This window comes from Tateyamaria sp. Alg231-49 (assembly GCF_900143535.1).
Taxonomy (GTDB): Bacteria; Pseudomonadota; Alphaproteobacteria; order Rhodobacterales; family Rhodobacteraceae; genus Tateyamaria.
This window is the reverse complement of the sequence record NZ_FRFA01000003.1, coordinates 267,139-286,372: the sequence shown is the minus strand read 5'-3', so window position 1 is coordinate 286,372 and position 19,234 is coordinate 267,139. Positions and strand designations below refer to the sequence as shown.

Genomic DNA, 19,234 nt, shown 5'->3' with positions numbered 1-19,234 from the left:
TAGCGGGATCTAAGTTCGACCCGATGGCCTGTCGCTTCCGGAACTGAGAATGGCAGCAAGACTTGCGATAGCTCCGCGCACGCCCCAATATGCTGTCAGAATTATTCAGGGAGGCGTTCGCAATGCGAGTAGGTTTTGGCGCATTTTTTGCAGTCATTTTGAGCACGCTTTCAGCGTTTGCAGTCTCGCCTGAGGCTCAAGGTTTGATCGACCGCGCAGCGGCTGACTGCAGTTCATTCGAAAATGGTGAATTCAATGTGGGTGAAGCCGTGAGCGAGATCGAACTTGGCTCACAATTTGGCAAGGTGTCGGCGGAGCTCGTTGATGAAAGCAAATACGCCTGTTCTTCGGCTGCTTCGCTCTACTGCGGTTCGGGTGGCTGTATGTTGAACCTGATCGTTGATGGGACGGTAACGGCATGGCAGGCAACCGGCTGGAGACTTGTCGACTGGGGCCCGGATCGGATCCTCTTGATTGGCCGGGATGGAGGCTGGTGCGGCGGTGCTGGTGCTGAGGTCTGTTACGAAGCGCTTGTTTGGAGCAACGACAGATTACTGACCGTAGGACCTGCTCCGGAAAGCCAATAAGCACAGTTTTGCTTTAAGAACGCCAAATGCCAAAATGGGCGCGAACTTGGCGTTTATCGCCTTGAGCAAGCGGGACGCTTTGCCTGAAACACTAACTGCACGTGGTGCCTTCGCCTAAAGTTATCGCTCGCTGGCAACCTCGGCATCCACCAATGGCACCCGAACGCCGGGCTGCATCACGGCCGGATCATATGCCTTGCGCGCAAACACCTCGCGTACCATTGGGCGGAAGTGATCCAGTGGCAGCATGTCGTAGTCCGGATCGAAACTGGACTGGTCCCAGCGTTCGCAAAACGTCGCACAGTCGTCGAAATAGGCGTGTCCCGCATAAGCGTCACGCTTGTGCTGATTGCCGCCCACATGGTGTCCGTAATAGACCATCTGGAAATCGCCGTGTTTTTCTACGACCCATGTGCATTGTTCACGCACAAAGGGTTTAATGATGCTCGCGGCGTATTCGTCGTGATTATAGGGGGCAAAGATATCGCCGATGTCGTGCAGCAACGTGGCCACCACCCAGTCCGTGTCCGCCCCATCACGCCATGCGCGCGTGGCAGATTGCAGCGAGTGACCCAGCCGCGTGATCTGATAGCCTGACAACCCTTCGTCCAGCGTTTCAAGCGCTGTCAGCAGACGATCCGCCGTGCCTTTTGTGAACGCCACTTCGTGTTCTGTCAGAAAGGTATAATCCTCGCGATCGCCATCCTTCATCGCGGTGAATTTTACGTGGTCCATCATGCGTAAATCTCCGTTGAGCCCTTGGCGTCTTTCATCATGATCTGCGCCTGAACATTGCGTATCCGGTCATAGAGCGCCAGTGCCTCGGGTGCAAAGGCATGTGCCGGCGCTGGTACATGAGTGAAATTGCCGAATTTGTCATCACCACGTGCATGCATGGCAAAGTCCTGACCGCCGACTTGTTGGGCCATGTCCGGGCGGATGTAACGCACAACGCAGGCGATGCGTCGGTCATCTGTTGTGTTTGGACCAGAGCCATGAATGGTCAGCCCGTGATGCAGGCTCATCTGGCCGGGGTGAATCTCGATCGAGGTCTTGTCGGATTCCGCAACATCCACTTTGACCTCCTGCCCCCGGCTAAGCAGGTTATCGGGGTCAAAGCTGTCTTCGTGTTCAAGAATGGCGTTCTTGTGGCTTGCGGCTACGAAGTCCATGCAGCCCGAAGCGGGCGTTGCGGGTGATAGCGCGATCCATGCGGTCACAAGTCCATCTATGGCTCCCAGCCCCCAATAGGTGAGATCCTGATGCATAGAGACGATCTGGCGTGTGTTGGGCTCTTTGATGAAAAACTCTGTGGAGTAGATCAGAATGTCAGTACCAAGGATGCCCTCGATGACGTCCAGCACGGCGGGGTCGCGTGCGAGGCGAGCGGCCATTGGCATGACGACATGCGCGTTGACGCGTTTGTAGGTGTTTAAGGGATGGGGCAGGTCGGCGGTACGCCAGGTGTTCTCAATCTCTTCCAACTCGGCGCGCGCCGCGCTGGCGGCCTTTGGGTTGATCGCTGGCAGGGGGAAGAGAAATCCATCGCGCCAGTAGTTTTCAGTTTGGGGCTGTGTCAGACGCCCGTTCTTCAGTGTCATAGTATCAAGCATGACGGATCCCTTAACGTCCGGTCGGGTCGTCAGGGTCCCTTGATCAAGGCGCAAATTCTGTTCTGTGCACGACGTCAGGGCGTCGGTTCTGATCAGGAAAACAGTCGGTAGTAGGCCCAATCCGGCAAGAATTGCGATCCTCGGAACAGCAGCGAAAACAGCGTTGGAAAGCTCTTCTTGAACCGATCCGTCAGCATCAATTCGAACATTTCACGCGCTGCATCTTCGGGTTCCATGATGAAGGGCATGTTGAAATCGTTTTTCTCGGTCAGCTGTGTCTTGATAAAGCCGGGGTTGGCCACCTGCACCCGCACACCAGTTTTGCGAAGATCGGCGTGCATGCATTCGGCCAAAGACATCGTGGCGGCCTTGGACGCGGTGTAGCCGATGGATCCGGGCAGGCCGCGAAACCCGGTCAGGGACGAGGTAATCACGATATGGCCCGCGTCTTTTTCCACAAACTTCGGCACGATCTGACCCAACACGCGCATGAAACCTGTGAAATTGATGTCGGCCATGGCGACAGCCTGTTCCGCATTCCATTTGCGCGCAGAGAATGGCCAGTACACGCCCGCCAACAATACCACACCATCGATATCACCAACCGCTTTGGCGGCGGCTTTGACGCTTGCATCGTCGGCAATGTCGACGACTTGGTATGATGCCTTGCCCGGCAATTCATCAACCAGCGCGGTCAGTTTGTCTTCTCCGCGTGATGAAACAACGACTTCGATACCTGCACGGCTCATATGATGGGCCAGCGCCTTGCCCAGCCCGTCGCCACCCCCGACGATCCAGTAGCGTTTGCCGTGCAAATCAGTGTTGCTCATGCCGCTTCTTTCATTTCTGCTGCCGGGGCTGGGCGCATGGTTGCGACCAACTCTGCCACTTTAATCCCGTATTTGCGGAACTGTGAGCGATTAACGATGGTCCCGTTGGGCGCCAGATACATCCAATCGACAGTGTCCAGCACGTGTCCACCGGATTTTTCGGGCAGGATAAAGCGGTATTTCAGCTGTACGGCATTGCCCTTTTGCTGACCGCTTCCTTCGCCCTGAATGTCTTCAGCCAGCGCGCGGATGCGCCCGTCATTGCCAAGCGTCAGGTCCCATGCGCGGGATTGTTCGGACCCATCGTCATAGCGGAAGTGTTCTTTCATGACCCCACGATTGCCGTCCCAGTTGCAGTCAAACTCGCCCACAAAACGCGATGATACCCGGCCAGTTGGACCGTAAATGACACCTTCGCAGATGATCGGGCCGTTCAGGTGGGTACGAATGTCGAACACCGTGCCGTCTGCAGCGTAGTCTTCGGGCGCTTGCGCAAGAAAACCGGCATAGCGCGTCCACGCCCAGTTGAGCGCGAGGATCACGCCAGCACCGATCAGTGCATAGGTCAGTCCGTCCATGTCACGTCTCCTTTAAATCTGTGGTCGCCAACAGCAGGATGGCGACAAGTTTGAGGCCACAAGGCACGGCTGCATAAAGCAGCGTGAGAAGCGCAAGCGCCTCGGGCGTGTTGCTGGCCGCCGCGCTGTCAAAGCCTGCGTTTTCCAAAAGCGGAAGCAGGGTGACAGCGGCAAAGGCCAGCGTGAATTTCGAAACAAAGGACCACAGGCCAAAACCTTCTGCGGCCGATGGGCTGATGCGCGCCATACGCGACGCAAACACGGCCGGAAGAAGCGTGAGGTCTGCCCCCAGTGTCGCCCCAGACAGCACGCATATGACTGCAAAGGCTGCCCAGTCGCCCGGCCCAAGGGTCATCGCCCCTCCAAAGGCCGCGATGGCCAGAACCATGGCGAAAAGCAACACAGGCTTGGTGCCGTAGCGCTCTGCCAGCTTGCCCCAGACGGGTGCAGCAGCAGCAGCGCTGAGGAAGAAGAGGAGCAAGAGCGGTCCTTCGAACCCCGGTGCCAAAAGGCGACTTTCGACGAAAAACAGGAATAGCGTCGAACTCACTGCAACCGGTGCTGCATTGACCAGTGCGATCAGGAGCAGGCGACGGGCCAGTGTGTCGTTCAACACGGCACGAAAACCTACAGACGGTGGCAGGCCGTCGTTCACCCATTCGCCCCGCATCATAACGACAGCGGCGAGGGCAAGAACGCAAAACCCGACCGCAAACCCAGCAAAGGGTGCACCCATGATCCCGCCCAGCATGACCGGTGCGATGGCTGCGACACACACGCCCAAAAGCGCCCCAGTTTCCCGCCAGCGCGCGAGCGACAAATGGCCGTTGCCGGGCAGGTGATCAGCCTTGACCACCCCTTGGGCATAAAAGTTGATGGTGAGGAAGCTGAAGGCAGAGAAGACCCCCGTCAGCATAAGTGCGAACCAGATCAGTGGCGGCAGCAGAGGTTGCACCGCGAACAGGCCCAGCATCGACAGCGCCATGACAGTACACCCAATCAGCACGCCCAGACCCCGACGGCTGCGCAGAGCCTCACTAAGACGTCCGAATAGCGGGTCCTGCACCACGTCAAGCAGGCGCAGGCCAAACAACACGGCCCCCAACGCGGCCAGCGACACGCCGTATTCATCCACGTAGTACTTTGGCGCGTGGATATAGATCGGCAGACCCGCCGAAGCGAGCAATGCGGCAAACACCGCATAGGCCGATAGGCCATGGTGTCGCGTGTTGCTCACCGCGACACCTCATCCGATGGCGGCAACGGGCGCGCACGATAGACTGCACGCTTGATCCACAATTTCAGGGCTTGCCAGTGGATCAGCGCCAGGACCCGGCGCGCGCCGAGCGGGCGGCGCACAGCGGCGCGCAGGATCGAGCCGTTTGTGAGTGCAGTGCGATTGCCTGTCAAAGTGGCGATCAGACCACCTTGGCCGCGGGAATAGTCGATCCAAACGCCGATACGGTCGTCCCGGATGTCAAAACGAAATTCGTACCCGCCCTCGACAGGCTGAAACGGAGACACATGCAGGATCTTGGTCGCCTGCAACCGATCTTCCGGCGCAATGGGGCGCAGGTCGAAATGATGCACAAGATAGCTGTGACGGTCCCCAAACGTGTTGGTCACCTCTGCAATCACCGCGATCAACGCCTCGTCATCCCGCCGACACAACCAAAAGCTTACCGGGTTAAAAACGTGGCCCAGCACTTTGGGCTGGGCGAGCAGTTCAATTCGGGCGACGCCGGTCACTTGATGGGATTGCAAAACATCGCGCACCCAAGCGGCCCCACGCCCATCCTTGGGCGGTCCGCCATGGTCGATGTCATCCAGCGCCATCAAATTGCGCCCATTGCGGGCAAACAAGGATGGGGTCGTGACAGAGGCCTCGGCATCCAACAGCATGTAGTCCACGGAATAGCGAAAGGCGTTTGTGATTGCCCCTTTGCGCCCGTGATAGGTAACGCCAGAAATATGATCGACCGTCGCGGCCATTTATGCAGCCACCAGCAGGCTGGGGGTCCGGTTGATCGCACGCACCGCGTCCACAGCACTGGACAGCCCGTCTTCGTGGAACCCGTGACGCATCCATGCGCCGCAGAACCACGTGTTTTTTGAACCATTCATGGCACGCAGGGTGTCTTGAGCGGCAAGTGCGGCCAGATCGTAGACAGGGTGACGTAAGACTGTTTGATCATAGATCAGCTCGTCCTTGATCTCGCGGTTGGAATTCAACGTCACGAAATGGGGGTCATCCATTGGCACAGGCTGTAGCGAATTGATCCAGTAGGTGAGGTCAATTCGATCGCTTTGAGTGTGGGCGTCTTCGGTGTAGACCCAGCTGGACCAGGTCTGGCGCCGTTTGGGCATGATGCTTTCGTCGCGATGCAGGACAATATCGTTGGGCTGGTACTTTACAGCACCCAGCGCGGCGCTTTCGGCGTCCGATGGGTCTTCCAGCAGCGACAGGCTGTCATCAGAATGGGTCGCAAAGACGACCTCGTCAAAGTCTTCCCACTCTCCGCCCCAAGCTTTGACATGAGCACCCGCCCCAGTGCGGCGCACCGACTGAATGGGGGCCCCCAAACGGATGTCGACACCATTTGCCCGCATCGCGGCCTCAAGCCGGCGGACATATTCGATAGACCCCCCGTTGACTGTGTACCACTGGTGTTGGCCAGTCGTGTTAAGCAGCGCATGGTTCTCAAAGAACTGGATCATCGCATGGGCCGGGAAATCCATGATTTTTTCGGTTGGTGTTGACCAGATCGCGCCGCTGAGAGGCAGCAAGTAGTAGTCCCGGAACCAATGGCCTGTGCCCAAAACATCCAAGAACTGCGCAACCGTGCGCGTCCGATCTTCGTTCGCGACGCGCAAAGCGTTGCGGTTAAAGCGCACGATATCCCGCACCATGCCGAGAAAACGAGGATTGAAGGCGTTCGTGCGTTGCGCAAACAGCGCGTCAAGGCTGGCCAACCCATACTCAAGGCGACCTCCATCTATAGAGGCTCCAAAGCTCATGTTTGATTTCACGACCGGCACACTCAGTTCATCAAACAGTGCGGCCATGTGCGGATAGTTGGCGTAGTTGAACACGAGAAAGCCTGTATCTACAGGCTGATCGCCGTTCTTGCCCGCCATGATCGTGCGCGCGTGACCGCCAAGACGGCGTTCAGATTCAAACAGGGTAACAGTGTGGTCGGCGGCGAGCATATGGGCGGCGCCCATCCCCGAAATGCCCCCTCCGATCACTGCGATACGTTTGCGGATGGCGGCAGAATGTTCAAAAGGCATAAGCGGCGGGAGTCCCTGTGTGTCTTGGCTGTTCTACAGTGTACGGTTCAGTGCCCGAAACGGATGTACAAATGCCAGAGATTTATTTTTTGATCCAAATGCGACGAGGGGCCGTAGATCATTCATGTACGCAGGTCTAGAAACAATGCATCAAGATGCACAGCCGCCCATGGGAATGGTCTCAGAGGCGGTGACAGGACCTGCAAAGATGAATGACAGTGACGGCAAGCGGATGTTGTGGGTAAGCCACATGGTTCGCATCCGAGACAATCAGGATCAGGCGGCCTTTGCCGAACTGTTCGAACACTTTGCCCCGCGGGTCAAAGGGTTCCTGATAAAATCGGGGTCCGACGCATCACTGGCCGAAGAATGCGCGCAGGAAGTCTTGGCGACCTGTTGGCACAAAGCGCACATGTTTGACCCCGCGCGGGCTTCGGTGGCGACCTGGATCTTCACCATCGCGCGGAACCGAAAGATTGACGTGCTGCGCAAGCAGCGCCGCCCCGAGCCCGAAGAACTGACTTGGGGCCCAGAAGAAGAACCTGATCAGGCCGATGTGATGGCCTTGCAGCAAGAAAGCGAACTGTTGGGTCAGGCAATTGCAGAATTGCCCGCCGCCCAGCGGGAATTGATAGAACAGGCGTATTTCGGGGACATGTCCCACAGTGAAATCGCTCAGAAAACCGGTCTGCCACTTGGCACGATCAAAAGTCGGATACGATTGGCGCTGGAACGGTTGCGCCACGCAATGAAGTGATTGAAGTGATGGAATACGACATAAAACACCACCTGACCGACGATATCCTGATGGCCTATGCGGCGGGCACTCTTCCCGAGGCATTCAACCTGATGGTTGCCACGCATGTGTCACTTTGTGACGCATGCCGGGCAGAGGTTGAAAGCTATGACGCTGTGGGCGGCGAAGTGCTTGCGCTTGACGTGCCAGATGACGTGGCTCTGGCGCCGGGCAGCTTTGCGGCAACGATGGCGCTTATTGCGGGCGGTCCCGTCCAAGAAACGCCCGTCGTGCGAGCGCCTGGCTCTATTCTGCCCGGTCCTTTGCAGGACTACGTGGGCGGCGATTTGGACAGCATCAAATGGCGCGCTATTGGCCTTGGGGTAAAACAGGCGATCTTGCCTACATCGCGCGAGGCGTCTGCGCGCCTGCTTTTCATCCCGGCGGGCGCTGCAATGCCTGATCACGGGCATAACGGTATCGAGATGACGATGGTGTTGCAGGGTGCCTTCCAGGATGAAGGCGACTATTTCGCGCGCGGCGATGTTGAAATGGCGGACAGTGACACGCACCACACGCCCGTCGCCGACATACACGAGGATTGTATTTGTCTGGCCGTCACCGACGCGCCGTTGCAGTTCCAGGGTCTGATCCCGAAAATCGCGCAGCGGTTCGCGCGGATCTGATCAGATCAAATTGTTCCTAATTGAACGCAAGGCGGGGTTTTCCACGCCTTTTTCACGTATTGGCCATTGCCTGTTCAAAGGTAGCCTTTGCGCGCGCCCAAACCCCTGCGTCCAGATCCTCCAACGTAAGCAGACTGGGCAGCAACTGATCCGCGTAATCCTCTGAGGATTCGACGGGCAGCATCGATGGCAGATTATCGATGGCCGTGACGTCCAGCACTGGCGCGTCATGCACCCGAAGCGCGGGCGCATCCCATGTTGTGGTTCGGTCATAGACCTTGATTGGGGAGAAATCGCTGTCTGGATCGCAGGCAATGTCGCCAATGACGCTGAGCCGACGGGGCTTGTGCAACGCATCTGACGGGACGAACACCGGCGTGCCGGGACGCGCGAGGATGCAATTGAAAAAGATGTCGTGCGCCAGAATTTCGGGGAATGGGCCGCCGTGGGCGGTTTCTTCCATGTCCCAACGGGTGGTGGGCACACCCATTGCGGTGCACAAATCTGCGGCCCCTGTTCCGACCCGGCCTAACGCGCCGATGATCAGTGCCGTTGGCCTGTGCGGCCCGGTCGCGACCAGATCGGATTGCAGGTCGGCAAGCAGATGGTTTGAACTGGAATAGGGCGCAACGGGGCCAGCGATCTGCCCGTTTTGCTGGGCAACCCAGCATTTCAGGGCCACCGCCGCTCCGGCGTAGCCCGCCCAATAGCCAAAGGCGGCCACGCGGCGATTGTTGGCGTCTACCAGATACTCAAGGTCAAACAGCGTGCCACCGCCAGCGCCAAACCGACGGAGCAGGCGTTGCCCAGCGGGCTGGCCCTTGAACGCATGGCCGAACATGATGTGCTGGTGCGGCAGGGGTGTGTCGTCTTCGGGCAGTTCCTTCAGCCCAAAGATGATGGCATCCTTTGGTGCCGCGGGCCAACTATGTGCTGGTGCGATTTCGGCACCTGCAGCTGCGTATCTGTCAGTGGAAATGCAGCGGGTCGGGCTATCCTCGACCGTCACTGTGATCCCTGAAGCGATCAACTTGGCTATACCGTCAGGGGTCACCCCGACGCGCGTTTCATTGTCCCGCTGCTCGGCGCGCACCCATAGATGGGTCATGGCAACATCCCGTTTGCGCGCACGGCTTGAACGCTGGGTCGTTCCTCCATGGCGGCCAGAAAAGCGCGTACTTTCGGGAAGGGGGCAAGATCAACACCGTCGCCTGTCAGCCAGCTGCACACAACGAATAGGTAGGCATCTGCAACACAAAGCGTATCGCCGAATATGAACGGTCCGGTCAGGCACTTTGCCTCAACAAACGCCGTACATTCGGTCATGGTCTGGGGCACTTTGGCGATCATGTCGGCCCAACTGGCCTCTTCATCCGCCCAACGATTTGCGCGCCTTCCGTGGGCATGAGCCACATGCATGGTCGAAGCCAAATAGTACATGATGCCGCGCGCCTGCGCCGCTGCCACTGGGTCAGTAGGCATCAGGCCGGGGGCAAGTGTGGCCACATAGTCAAGGATTGCACCCGTCTCCGTCAGGATGGTGTCGCCCACTTCTAACGCAGGCACGCGGCCTTTGGGGTTGATGGCGGCGTAGCCGTCACCGCGCTGCTCGCCAGCTGCGAAGTTAAGTTGGTGGGTGTCGTAGGACACTCCCGCTTCGTTCAGAGCAACGGCAACGGCGATGGAAATGGTGCCAGTGGCGAAATAGAGCTTCATGGACTGCCTTTCAAACGTGGGTTTGGGCGTGGTGGCGATCTGGCGTTTCCAGATGCGGGATGGCGTTGAACATAACCGGTGCCCAGGTGCCGCCGATTGGGTGCAGGCGGTGGATCGAGGTGTTCATAATGGCGAGCGCGATATTGGCCATGCCCTCGATGCTGAGGCCCAGATGCTGACGCATCGCCATCGAAATCAATCCGCCGGACGTGACCACCAATGCGGGGCCATCCCCAGAAGAAATCTCGCGCAACGCGCCCTGAACGCGGTCCTCAAAGCTTGCGAATGTTTCCGGCGCACCTTTCAGGCGATCATCCTGCCACGCGGCAAAGACTTGCGGCAAATGGGCTGTGAAGTCACCGGGCCCATCCGGCAAGGGAACACCATGTTCGTCGCGAAGCGCTGTGGCGAGGGTGAAATATTCCAGTTCGTTCAAACGCGCATCCTCAACAGGTTCAAGCCCTGTCGCCATCCCGGCCGCAGTTTCGCGGTGTCGGCGCAGAGTGCCGGTGTAGAGCCGCAAGTGATGCTGATGCGTGGCGCGCATGTGCTCGCCCAGCCAAGCCGACTGTTGATGGCCAAGGGGGCTGAGCTGGTCATAGCTGGCTTCGTCCTTGGCCTGAGAGTTGGCCTGACCGTGCCGGATAAGGGTGATGTGGGACATGTGTGCCTTTGGCTGGTGTTTGGTTTGTTCTAGGGCAGCGTTGGCGCGGTGGAAAGTGCTGGCCCCTAAGGGGCGCAATTTTTGAAACAGACATGAGGCGCGGTGGCGTGGATCGGAAACACCCGAGACGCGAAAGCGGGTTTTGGTGTCGGGAATGGGAGTCCTCTTGATGTTCGGGCTGGTTTAGGGTGCTGCGAGAGCGAGGGAGTTGCGCGCGATGACGGACAAGGTGACATTTACGCTGGACGGGGCCGAGGTTGAGGCCGAAGCGGGCATGACCATCTGGGAGGTTGCCAACGGGCGCGGCCTTGTGATCCCGCACCTGTGCCACAAACCGAGCCCCGGATACCGCCCGGACGGCAACTGCCGCGCCTGTATGGTCGAGATTGAAGGCGAGCGTGTGCTGGCCGCATCCTGCATCCGCGAACCCAGCGAAGGCATGGTTGTCACCACCAATTCAACCCGCGCCGAAACGGCGCGCAAGATGGTGGTCGAAATGCTGGTCGCCGATCAACCCGAGCGTGATGTATCGCACGACAAATCCGCCCATCTGTGGGACATGGCCGAGGCCAATGGCGTTTCGGAAAGCCGTTTTCCCAAGTTGGAAGAGGGGCGCATTCCTCTGCTTGATGACAGCCATGTGGCGATGTCGGTCAATTTGGATGCCTGCATTTCATGTGGTCTGTGCGTACGCGCCTGCCGCGAGGTACAGGTCAACGATGTCATTGGGATGTCAGGGCGTGGGCATGACAGCTATCCAACATTCGATCTGGCCGATCCGATGGGCGACAGCACCTGTGTGGCCTGCGGCGAATGTGTGCAGGCCTGTCCGACTGGGGCGTTGATGCCGTCATCGGTGGTTGATGACGCCCAAATTGGGGACAGTGCAGATTTTGATAGCGAAGTTGAGAGCATCTGCCCATTCTGCGGCGTCGGCTGTCAGATCTCTCTGAAAGTGAAGGACAACAAGGTCAAATATGTCGAGGGCATCAATGGCCCCGCGAACGAAGGGCGGCTCTGCGTCAAGGGGCGCTTTGGCTTTGACTACATCCACCACGATCACCGCCTGACCAAACCGTTGATCCGTCGCGACGATGCACCAGCCAAAGGGCTGAACGTGGACCCTGGCAATTGGCAGGAAGTGTTCCGTGAGGCCACATGGGACGAGGCGCTGGATTTCGCCGCCAATGGTCTTAAGGGGCGCGGGCGTGAAGTGGCGGGCTTTGGGTCGGCCAAGTGCACGAACGAGGAAGCCTATCTGTTTCAAAAGATGATCCGACAAGGCTTTGGCCACAACAACGTCGATCACTGTACCCGGTTGTGTCATGCCAGTTCTGTTGCGGCTTTGATGGAGAACGTGGGCTCCGGCGCAGTCACCGCCACGTTCAACGAAATCGAAAACGCGGATGTGGCCATTGCCATTGGCTGTAACCCCATCGAAAACCACCCCGTCGCGGCCACCTATTTCAAGCAATTCACCAAGCGCGGTGGCAAGCTGATCGTGATGGATCCGCGCGGGCAGGCGCTCAAACGTTTTTCCAGCCATATGCTGCAATTCCGCCCGGGTGCGGATGTATCCATGCTGAACGCAATGATGCACACAATTGTAGAAGAGGGCCTGTACGACCAGCAATATATCGACGCCTATACCGAGAATTGGGAAGCTGAAAAGGCGCATCTGGCGGACTTTGCGCCTGAAAAGATGGCTGAGATTTGCGGGATCGAGGCCGAAGTGCTGCGCGACGTGGCACGGACCTTTGCCGGCGCCAAATCGGCGATGATCTTCTGGGGGATGGGCGTGTCTCAGCACATCCACGGAACGGACAACTCGCGTTGCCTGATTTCGCTGGCGCTGATGTGTGGGCAGGTTGGGCGGCCCGGTGCGGGCCTTCACCCGCTGCGCGGGCAGAACAACGTGCAGGGGGCATCGGACGCCGGTCTAATCCCGATGTTCCTGCCGGATTATCAACCCGTAACGGACGATGGCGTGCGCTCGGCCTTTACCGATGTCTGGAACTCGGGCGACTTCTCCAATGAGAAAGGTCTGACGGTGACCGAAATCATGGATGACGTGCATGCTGGCAACATCAAGGCGATGTACGTGCTGGGTGAAAACCCGGCCATGTCGGACCCAGACGTCGAACACGCACGCGACGCTTTGGCAAAGCTGGATCACCTGGTGGTGCAGGATATCTTTATCACCGAGACGGCGAACTATGCGGATGTGATACTGCCTGCGTCCGCCTTTGCAGAAAAGTCTGGCACGGTCACAAATACCAACCGTCAGGTGCAAATGGGTCGCCCTGCGTTGCCGCCCCCCGGCGATGCGCGCGAAGACTGGTGGATCGAGGTGGAACTGGCCAAGCGGCTTGGCCTCAATTGGACTTATGACAGCCCGGCGGATGTGTTTGCCGAAATGAAGCTAAACATGAAGTCGCTGGCCAATATCACATGGGACCGGCTTGAGGCGCAGAACGCGGTCACCTATCCGTCGTTGTCCCCCGAAGATCCGGGGCAGGCGATTGTGTTTGGCGATGGGTTCCCTCGCCCTGAGGGGCGCGCGCGTTTCACGCCTGCGGCTGTGATTGCGCCCGATGATGTGCCGGACGCAGATTATCCGATGATCCTGACAACTGGACGGCAGCTGGAGCATTGGCATACCGGTTCGATGACACGCCGCGCCACTGTGCTGGATGCCGTAGAGCCGGAAGCAAACTGTTCGTTGCACCCATCCACCTTGCGCAAGCTGGGTGTGGTCCCGGGTGGCGTGGTGCGCTTGTCAACGAAACGTGGCTCGATCGAGATCATGGCACGTGAGGATCGTGCGGTATCGCCAGACATGGTGTTCCTGCCCTTTGCATTTGTTGAGGCAGCGGCCAACATCCTGACCAACCCGGCTGTGGACCCCTATGGCAAGATCCCGGAATTCAAGTTTTCAGCTGTAAAAGTTGAGGCGGTTCAGGCGATGGTCGCCGAATAGGCATCAGGCCAACCAGGTGACATCACCGACAAAGATGTAGCCCGCGCCATAGATGGTACGAATGTGCTTTGGCGCCTTTGGGTCATCGCCCAACTTGCTGCGCAGGCGCGATATGCGCACATCGAGTGCGCGCGCAGATGTCGGGTGCAGACCGGGGGCGGCAAATATTTCGTCCCGAGATATGAGCCTGTTCGCGGCAGACAGAAAAACACGCAGCAACGCTGCCTCGGAAACAGATAGTGGGATCGCGGCGTCAGCCCCTTTTGCCATGAGGTCCAGCCGGTCAAATTGTACAGTCCAGACGCCGAACTGCGCTGCACGGCGGGGCGACGGATCGCTGCCTTGTGACAGGGTGGTGTCTACTGACAGGACATAAGCACCCGTCACTGCCCCCGCAGAATTGGTATCCGGCGTGAAAGCAGCCCGGATGTGGCGGCCATCCTGAGGCACTGTGAACTCCACTACTTTTGCACTGCCATCAAAGGCCGAGTGGAGGGCGGGCAAAATCTCGGCGTAAATGTCTTGTCCAAGTACAGACTGGGCTGTGTGGCCTACGATGTTATCCGCACCGTTGAAGGGCACCAGTGGCAACCGCCGGTTCGTGTAGGTGTAGCGTTCCTGCAGATCTAACCGGGCGATGTGGGCCGGTGTTGTTTCGGCTGCAAGGCGGACGCGTGCCTCTGCCGCTTCGAGGTGTTGTTGGGTTTCATGCAGGCGGCTGATCGTGGCCTCCAATGCGCGGTTGGCTCTGGCAAGTTCTTCGGAGCGGTCAAGCAACCGACCCGAGAGTTCATCGGTGCGTGCGCGCAACATGTCCTCGTGCTGTTTGATTTCGGTGATGTCGGTATAAACGGCGATCCAGCCGCCCTGCCTTAAAGGGCCGCCTTCAACTGACAACCACCGCCCGTTGGCCCGCTTGCGTTCGACGTAATGCTGCTCGAAGGTCAGGGCCTGATTCACGCGGGCCGTGATGAACGCTTCCTTGTCGCCGACCTGTCCGTACTCACCTGAATCGACGAGATAGCGAATGGTCTCGGAAAATGCGGCACCGGGCTCGCACAGGTGCGCGGGCAGTCCGAACATTGCGCGGAAGCGCTGGTTAGCCACGATGAGGCGCAGATCTTCGCTGTAGATCGACAGCGCCTGCTGGATCATGTTGAGCCCGGAGCGCAACAGGACCGAGGTATCGCGCGACCGGTGCAGGATTTCTGGCGACTGCATTTGACCGTCTTTCAAAGATGTAACATTTTGCTACATTTCAGAATGTATTAAGAAAGATTTGACACGTCCAGACGTTCCCGCGACGATTTAAATGCGGGATTCGCGTCGCCCGCCAAAATAAGCCGGACACCGGCATTCAGGGAGGAAAGCACGTGACTGCCGAAATGGCCAATCCGACGGGAATGGACTCCATCCCCGCATTGCTTCACCGCAACGCAACGCAGTTTGCGAATGCGCCTGCGTACCGAGAGAAAGAATTCGGCATCTGGCAAAGCTGGACCTGGGCCGAAACCCATGAAGAGATCGAAGCGCTGGCATTGGGTCTGATCGACCTTGGCGTCGCCGAGGGTGACTTTATTGCTGTGATCGGGCGCAATCGGCCCACGCTTTATTGGTCGATGATGGCGGCGCAGATGTGTGGTGCGATTCCTGTGCCGCTGTATCAGGACGCGGCCGCCGAAGAGATGGCCTATACACTCTCGCATTGCGGCGCGCGCTTTGTGATCGTTGGCGATCAGGAGCAGGTGGACAAGGTGATCGAAGTGCAGGCCGAGCTGCCGAACTTTGAGCAGATGATTTACCTCGATCCCCGCGGTTTGCGGAAATACGACCATTCCAAGCTGCACCAATATTCTCATGTTCAGGATGCCGGCCGGGCCAAGCGGGATGAACTGGCGCCCGAGATGGCGCGGCGCATTGCCAAGCTGGACTATGACAGCACCTGCGTGATGCTCTACACCTCTGGAACCACTGGCAAACCCAAGGGCGTAGTGCTGAGCAACCGGAACGTGATCGAGACTTCGAAGTCGTCGTCCGACTTTGATGGGCTGCGCCAGAGTGATGACATTCTCGCCTATCTGCCGATGGCCTGGGTTGGGGATTTCATCTTTTCCGTTGGTCAGGCGCTTTGGACCGGGTTTTGTACCAACTGCCCCGAAAGTGCGGAGACCATGCATGTGGACCTGCGCGAGATTGGGCCGACCTACTACTTTGCGCCACCTCGGGTTTTTGAGAACCAGCTGACCGGGGTGATGATCCGGATGGAGGATGCAAGCGCGCTCAAGCAGCGCATGTTCCATTATTTCATGGCGCACGCGCGCGAGGTGGGTCCTGCGATTTTGGACGGCAAGGATGTGAGCTTTGGGGATCGGCTGAAATACCGCCTAGGCGAGTTGCTGGTTTTTGGCCCATTGAAGAATACGCTGGGATTTAGCCGGGTGCGAGTGGGGTATACGGCCGGTGAAGCGATCGGCCCGGAAATCTTTGATTTCTATCGGTCTTTGGGCATCAACCTCAAACAGCTTTACGGTCAGACAGAGGCCACGGTTTTCATCACCGCGCAACCAGATGGTGAGGTGCGCAGCGACACAGTGGGTGTGAAATGCCCCGGAGTGGAGTTGAAGATTGCCGAGAATGGAGAGGTGTTTTACCGCTCACCCGGCGTGTTTGTGGAGTATTACAAGAACCCCGAAAGCACGGCTGACACCAAGGACCCAGAGGGTTGGGTTGCAACGGGTGATGCGGGGTTCATCGAGGAAGACACCGGGCACTTGCGCATCATCGACCGGGCCAAGGACGTGGGACAGATGGCGTCGGGCGCGTTGTTTGCGCCAAAATACGTTGAAAACAAGCTAAAGTTCTTCCCTAATATCCTTGAGGCGGTTGTCTTTGGCAATGGCAGGGATGAGTGCACGGCATTCATCAATATTGATCTGACAGCTGTTGGGAACTGGGCCGAGCGCAACAACATTGGCTACGCGTCCTATCAGGAATTGGCACAGCATCCGCAGGTGTTGGCGACGATCAAAGGACATGTGGAAGACGTGAACGCATCCGTCGCGCAGGACGAGATGTTGTCGAGCTGTCAGGTGCATCGCTTTGTCGTGCTGCACAAACAGTTGGATGCCGATGATGGGGAATTGACCCGCACATTGAAAGTGCGCCGCCGGATCATCGAAGAGAAGTACGGCGATATCATTGCCGCGCTGTACGATGGGTCCGAGCAAATCTCGACCACCACAGAAGTTACTTATGAGGACGGGCGCAAAGGCTCGATTTCGGCGACGTTGCTGATCCAGTCTGCGCAAACCGCGGCCGCGCCGCAAAAGATGGCGGCAGAGTGATTTCAGTGACCTTCAAACACATGCCTTTCAGCGCAGCGCAGACGGTTGTCGTTGATGAACGCACCGATAAAGCTGCGCATGATTTTGCGGGTAGCGCGCGCGCTCAGTCCTTCTTGGTGACGGTTATAGGCGAGCTTCAGCAGATGACGACGTTCCATTTTTTCAAGCATCTTTGGCCCTCCGAACCGGCGTGGGAAACGCGTGCGCAGAAAATGGTTAATATCTGGCCGAAAGGTCGGACGATGGAGACGGTTTATGCTTGATCAGACCGAAGGCTACACCACCGCAGATGGTCGCAAAATTGGCGGCGTCGTGATGGAGATGAAGAATATTACCCTGAGATTTGGTGGGGTTGAGGCGATCAAGGATATCTCCTTTGACATTCGTGAAGGCGAAGTTCGCGCCATCATCGGCCCCAATGGGGCGGGAAAGTCGTCCATGTTGAACGTCATCTCGGGCTTCTACATCCCCCAGGAAGGCCAAGTGTTCTACAAAGGCGCGCCGCGCCCGGCGATGAAGCCGTTTGAGGTGGCACGACAAGGGATTGCACGCACGTTTCAGAACATTGCCCTGTTTGAGGGGATGAGCGTTCTGGACAATGTGATGACCGGGCGGCTGACACACATGAAAACGGGGCTGTTCGCCCAATCCCTGTGGAAGGGCAAGGCCGAAGCCGAAGAGACTGCCAACCGGGAAGTCGCTGAAAAGATTATTGATTTCCTTGAAATTCAGGCCATCCGCAAGACACCTGTTGCCCGTCTGCCGTACGGTTTGAAAAAGCGGGTAGAATTGGCTCGGGCACTGGCCGCTGAGCCATCGCTGTTGTTGCTGGACGAGCCGATGGCAGGCATGAACGTAGAGGAAAAAGAGGACATGAGCCGCTTTATCCTTGATGTGAACGACGAATTTGGCACCACGATTGCCCTGATCGAACACGATATGGGCGTGGTTATGGACCTATCCGATCGAGTTGTTGTGATGGATTACGGCAAGAAGATTGGCGACGGTACACCGGATGAAGTGCGCAACAATCAGGCGGTTATTGATGCCTATCTGGGCGTTGCGCATGACTAAGGCGCTGGCCGGAATACGTCATGCACTGCGTATGCGCAGGCTGAGCACTATGTGTGCACCAATGGTGTGCCTTGGGTTGGCGTTTGGGGCAAATGCGGCTCAGGCGGGCACGGCGTGGGAATTGTTTGTTGCGCGTTGCCTGGACCCATTTGAGCACTTGAGCCTTCCGGTGGTGGACGGCCTGAAGGCCCAGCCGATCGATCAAATGCACGAAGCGCGCCGGGTTTATGGGCCGACAGCTGAAGGGTACCTTTTGGTGCTGGATGTCGCCCCGCGAGAGGGTGAGCGGGCCTGTCTGGTCGAAGTGGCTGGCAAGGAAGTGTCGCAGGCCGAAACTGAATGGCGCGCGGTGCAAACGAGCCAAGGGCGTTATGTCCCTAATGGGGGCTGGTTGATCAGCAACGAGTGGATCGAACCGCGGGTCAAGATGCGCAGCAAGGCAACGGCCGCGCGTACGGTCTATGAGATGGTGGAAACTGACCTTGAGAGTTAAGGCGCTTGCCATATGTGCCGCCCTCTGGGCGAGCCCGGCCTTGGCCGATGAGCCGGCGATTTGTGACGCGGCTCAACCTGGCATGGCAGACCTTTGCAATGTCATTGAAACCCGGTGCCTGCCCTATCTTGAGGACCCAGCCAGCCTGTCGCCCCGTGACATCATGCCGATCCCGCGCACGTTCCGGCGCTATTTCGAAAGCACGCTGAACACCTATGCGCTGGGCTATCAGGAAACCGATCTGGACCGCACATTGGTTGTGTTCATGTATGATGAACCGGCCTGCGAAATCATTTCCAGCGGCCTCAGCTATTCTGAATTGCTTGTGGCCTTTATGGAGTGGCGACAGGGAGCGGGAGCGCGGTTTGTTTCGACCACTGGGTTTGAGCCGGTGAGCCGGATGACAATGCCGCGCGCTTATGCGGCGGCCTTTTTGGCGGCACCGCGTCGAGATGGACGTGTGACCGAGATCACGCTGAACTGGAACCTGACCTTTGAGGGGCTGACGCGTCTGCGCGTGAGCTATCAGCCGTTGCGCGATCATACGGCTGATCTGATGGGGGTGGCGTTGAAATGATGCACGCTCCCGCTGCCGCCTTTTCGTTGGACGATACCAACATCGCCGTTCTAACCGCGATCAAA

General features: G+C 58.1%; 20 protein-coding genes. 8 read left to right on the top strand and 12 right to left on the bottom strand.

All coding sequences use genetic code 11. The features are described 5' to 3' along the window. The first annotated feature begins 89 nt into the window (after positions 1–89). Positions 90–587: a hypothetical protein gene (locus DHN60_RS07335; RefSeq protein WP_108836620.1), complete on the top strand. Its 498-nt coding sequence runs from the start codon at positions 90–92 to the stop codon at positions 585–587. 120 nt (positions 588–707) lie between these two features. Here the strand turns inward: DHN60_RS07335 and DHN60_RS07330 are convergent, their stop codons facing one another. The 7 genes from DHN60_RS07330 to DHN60_RS07300 form a co-directional block, all read right to left on the bottom strand. After that, a complete protein-coding gene (locus DHN60_RS07330) occupies positions 708–1,322 on the bottom strand; it encodes an HD domain-containing protein (RefSeq protein ID WP_108836744.1) in 615 nt (204 codons plus the stop codon). After that, the gene (locus tag DHN60_RS07325) at positions 1,322–2,200 is read right to left on the bottom strand and encodes a phytanoyl-CoA dioxygenase family protein (protein WP_108836619.1); all 879 of its coding nucleotides are present in this window, start codon (positions 2,198–2,200) and stop codon (positions 1,322–1,324) included. The genes DHN60_RS07330 and DHN60_RS07325 overlap by 1 nt, the downstream gene beginning before the upstream one ends. A gap of 92 nt (positions 2,201–2,292) precedes the next feature. Then, the gene (locus DHN60_RS07320; protein ID WP_108836618.1) at positions 2,293–3,030 is read right to left on the bottom strand and encodes an SDR family oxidoreductase; all 738 of its coding nucleotides are present in this window, start codon (positions 3,028–3,030) and stop codon (positions 2,293–2,295) included. Beyond that, positions 3,027–3,608: a DUF3833 family protein gene (locus DHN60_RS07315; protein WP_108836617.1), complete on the bottom strand. Its 582-nt coding sequence runs from the start codon at positions 3,606–3,608 to the stop codon at positions 3,027–3,029. Before DHN60_RS07315 ends, DHN60_RS07320 begins: the two co-directional genes overlap by 4 nt. A gap of 1 nt (position 3,609) precedes the next feature. Then, positions 3,610–4,845 (bottom strand): MFS transporter, encoded by a 1,236-nt coding sequence (locus DHN60_RS07310; RefSeq protein ID WP_108836616.1) that lies wholly within the window; start codon positions 4,843–4,845, stop codon positions 3,610–3,612. Beyond that, positions 4,842–5,600 carry a DUF1365 domain-containing protein gene (locus tag DHN60_RS07305; protein ID WP_108836615.1) on the bottom strand — a complete coding sequence of 253 codons (759 nt, stop codon included), beginning with the start codon at positions 5,598–5,600 and terminating at the stop codon, positions 4,842–4,844. Before DHN60_RS07305 ends, DHN60_RS07310 begins: the two co-directional genes overlap by 4 nt. Further along, a complete protein-coding gene (locus tag DHN60_RS07300; RefSeq protein ID WP_108836614.1) occupies positions 5,601–6,899 on the bottom strand; it encodes an NAD(P)/FAD-dependent oxidoreductase in 1,299 nt (432 codons plus the stop codon). 232 nt (positions 6,900–7,131) lie between these two features. Between DHN60_RS07300 and DHN60_RS07295 the strand changes: the two genes are divergently transcribed. Both DHN60_RS07295 and DHN60_RS07290 read left to right on the top strand, forming a co-directional pair. Next, positions 7,132–7,656 (top strand): sigma-70 family RNA polymerase sigma factor, encoded by a 525-nt coding sequence (locus DHN60_RS07295; protein WP_234423572.1) that lies wholly within the window; start codon positions 7,132–7,134, stop codon positions 7,654–7,656. An 8-nt stretch (positions 7,657–7,664) separates the two neighbouring features. Beyond that, entirely contained in the window at positions 7,665–8,321 is a 657-nt protein-coding gene (locus DHN60_RS07290) for a ChrR family anti-sigma-E factor (RefSeq protein ID WP_108836743.1), read from the top strand. 52 nt (positions 8,322–8,373) lie between these two features. Here the strand turns inward: DHN60_RS07290 and DHN60_RS07285 are convergent, their stop codons facing one another. Genes DHN60_RS07285 through DHN60_RS07275 form a run of 3 tightly spaced genes read right to left on the bottom strand, consistent with a single transcriptional unit; the run spans position 8,374 to position 10,701 of the window. Further along, positions 8,374–9,429: a saccharopine dehydrogenase gene (locus tag DHN60_RS07285; protein ID WP_108836612.1), complete on the bottom strand. Its 1,056-nt coding sequence runs from the start codon at positions 9,427–9,429 to the stop codon at positions 8,374–8,376. Continuing rightward, complete coding sequence (locus DHN60_RS07280) at positions 9,426–10,037, bottom strand: glutathione S-transferase family protein (protein ID WP_108836611.1); 612 nt, start codon at positions 10,035–10,037, stop codon at positions 9,426–9,428. The genes DHN60_RS07285 and DHN60_RS07280 overlap by 4 nt, the downstream gene beginning before the upstream one ends. Positions 10,038–10,047: 10 nt before the next feature. Beyond that, the gene (locus DHN60_RS07275) at positions 10,048–10,701 is read right to left on the bottom strand and encodes a histidine phosphatase family protein (protein ID WP_108836610.1); all 654 of its coding nucleotides are present in this window, start codon (positions 10,699–10,701) and stop codon (positions 10,048–10,050) included. A gap of 217 nt (positions 10,702–10,918) precedes the next feature. Between DHN60_RS07275 and fdhF the strand changes: the two genes are divergently transcribed. Then, positions 10,919–13,681, top strand: a complete 2,763-nt coding sequence (fdhF, locus tag DHN60_RS07270; RefSeq protein WP_108836609.1) for a formate dehydrogenase subunit alpha — start codon at positions 10,919–10,921, stop codon at positions 13,679–13,681. A gap of 3 nt (positions 13,682–13,684) precedes the next feature. On the opposite strand, the gene DHN60_RS07265 is transcribed toward fdhF, so the two are convergent. Then, positions 13,685–14,902: a PAS-domain containing protein gene (locus tag DHN60_RS07265; RefSeq protein ID WP_108836608.1), complete on the bottom strand. Its 1,218-nt coding sequence runs from the start codon at positions 14,900–14,902 to the stop codon at positions 13,685–13,687. 182 nt (positions 14,903–15,084) lie between these two features. Between DHN60_RS07265 and DHN60_RS07260 the strand changes: the two genes are divergently transcribed. Next, a complete protein-coding gene (locus DHN60_RS07260) occupies positions 15,085–17,025 on the top strand; it encodes an AMP-binding protein (protein ID WP_108836742.1) in 1,941 nt (646 codons plus the stop codon). 2 nt (positions 17,026–17,027) lie between these two features. Here DHN60_RS07260 and DHN60_RS22255 read toward each other — a convergent pair whose 3' ends face one another. Then, positions 17,028–17,195: a hypothetical protein gene (locus DHN60_RS22255; protein WP_159089144.1), complete on the bottom strand. Its 168-nt coding sequence runs from the start codon at positions 17,193–17,195 to the stop codon at positions 17,028–17,030. Positions 17,196–17,280: 85 nt separating this feature from the next. Here DHN60_RS22255 and DHN60_RS07255 point away from each other — a divergent pair, with 85 nt between their 5' ends. Genes DHN60_RS07255 through DHN60_RS07245 form a run of 3 tightly spaced genes read left to right on the top strand, consistent with a single transcriptional unit; the run spans position 17,281 to position 19,169 of the window. Further along, positions 17,281–18,099 carry an ABC transporter ATP-binding protein gene (locus DHN60_RS07255; protein WP_108836607.1) on the top strand — a complete coding sequence of 273 codons (819 nt, stop codon included), beginning with the start codon at positions 17,281–17,283 and terminating at the stop codon, positions 18,097–18,099. Continuing rightward, positions 18,092–18,592, top strand: coding sequence for a hypothetical protein (locus DHN60_RS07250; protein ID WP_159089143.1), 501 nt, complete (start codon positions 18,092–18,094; stop codon positions 18,590–18,592). Before DHN60_RS07255 ends, DHN60_RS07250 begins: the two co-directional genes overlap by 8 nt. A 40-nt stretch (positions 18,593–18,632) precedes the next feature. Next, entirely contained in the window at positions 18,633–19,169 is a 537-nt protein-coding gene (locus DHN60_RS07245; RefSeq protein ID WP_234423562.1) for a hypothetical protein, read from the top strand. The last annotated feature ends 65 nt before the right edge of the window (positions 19,170–19,234 follow it).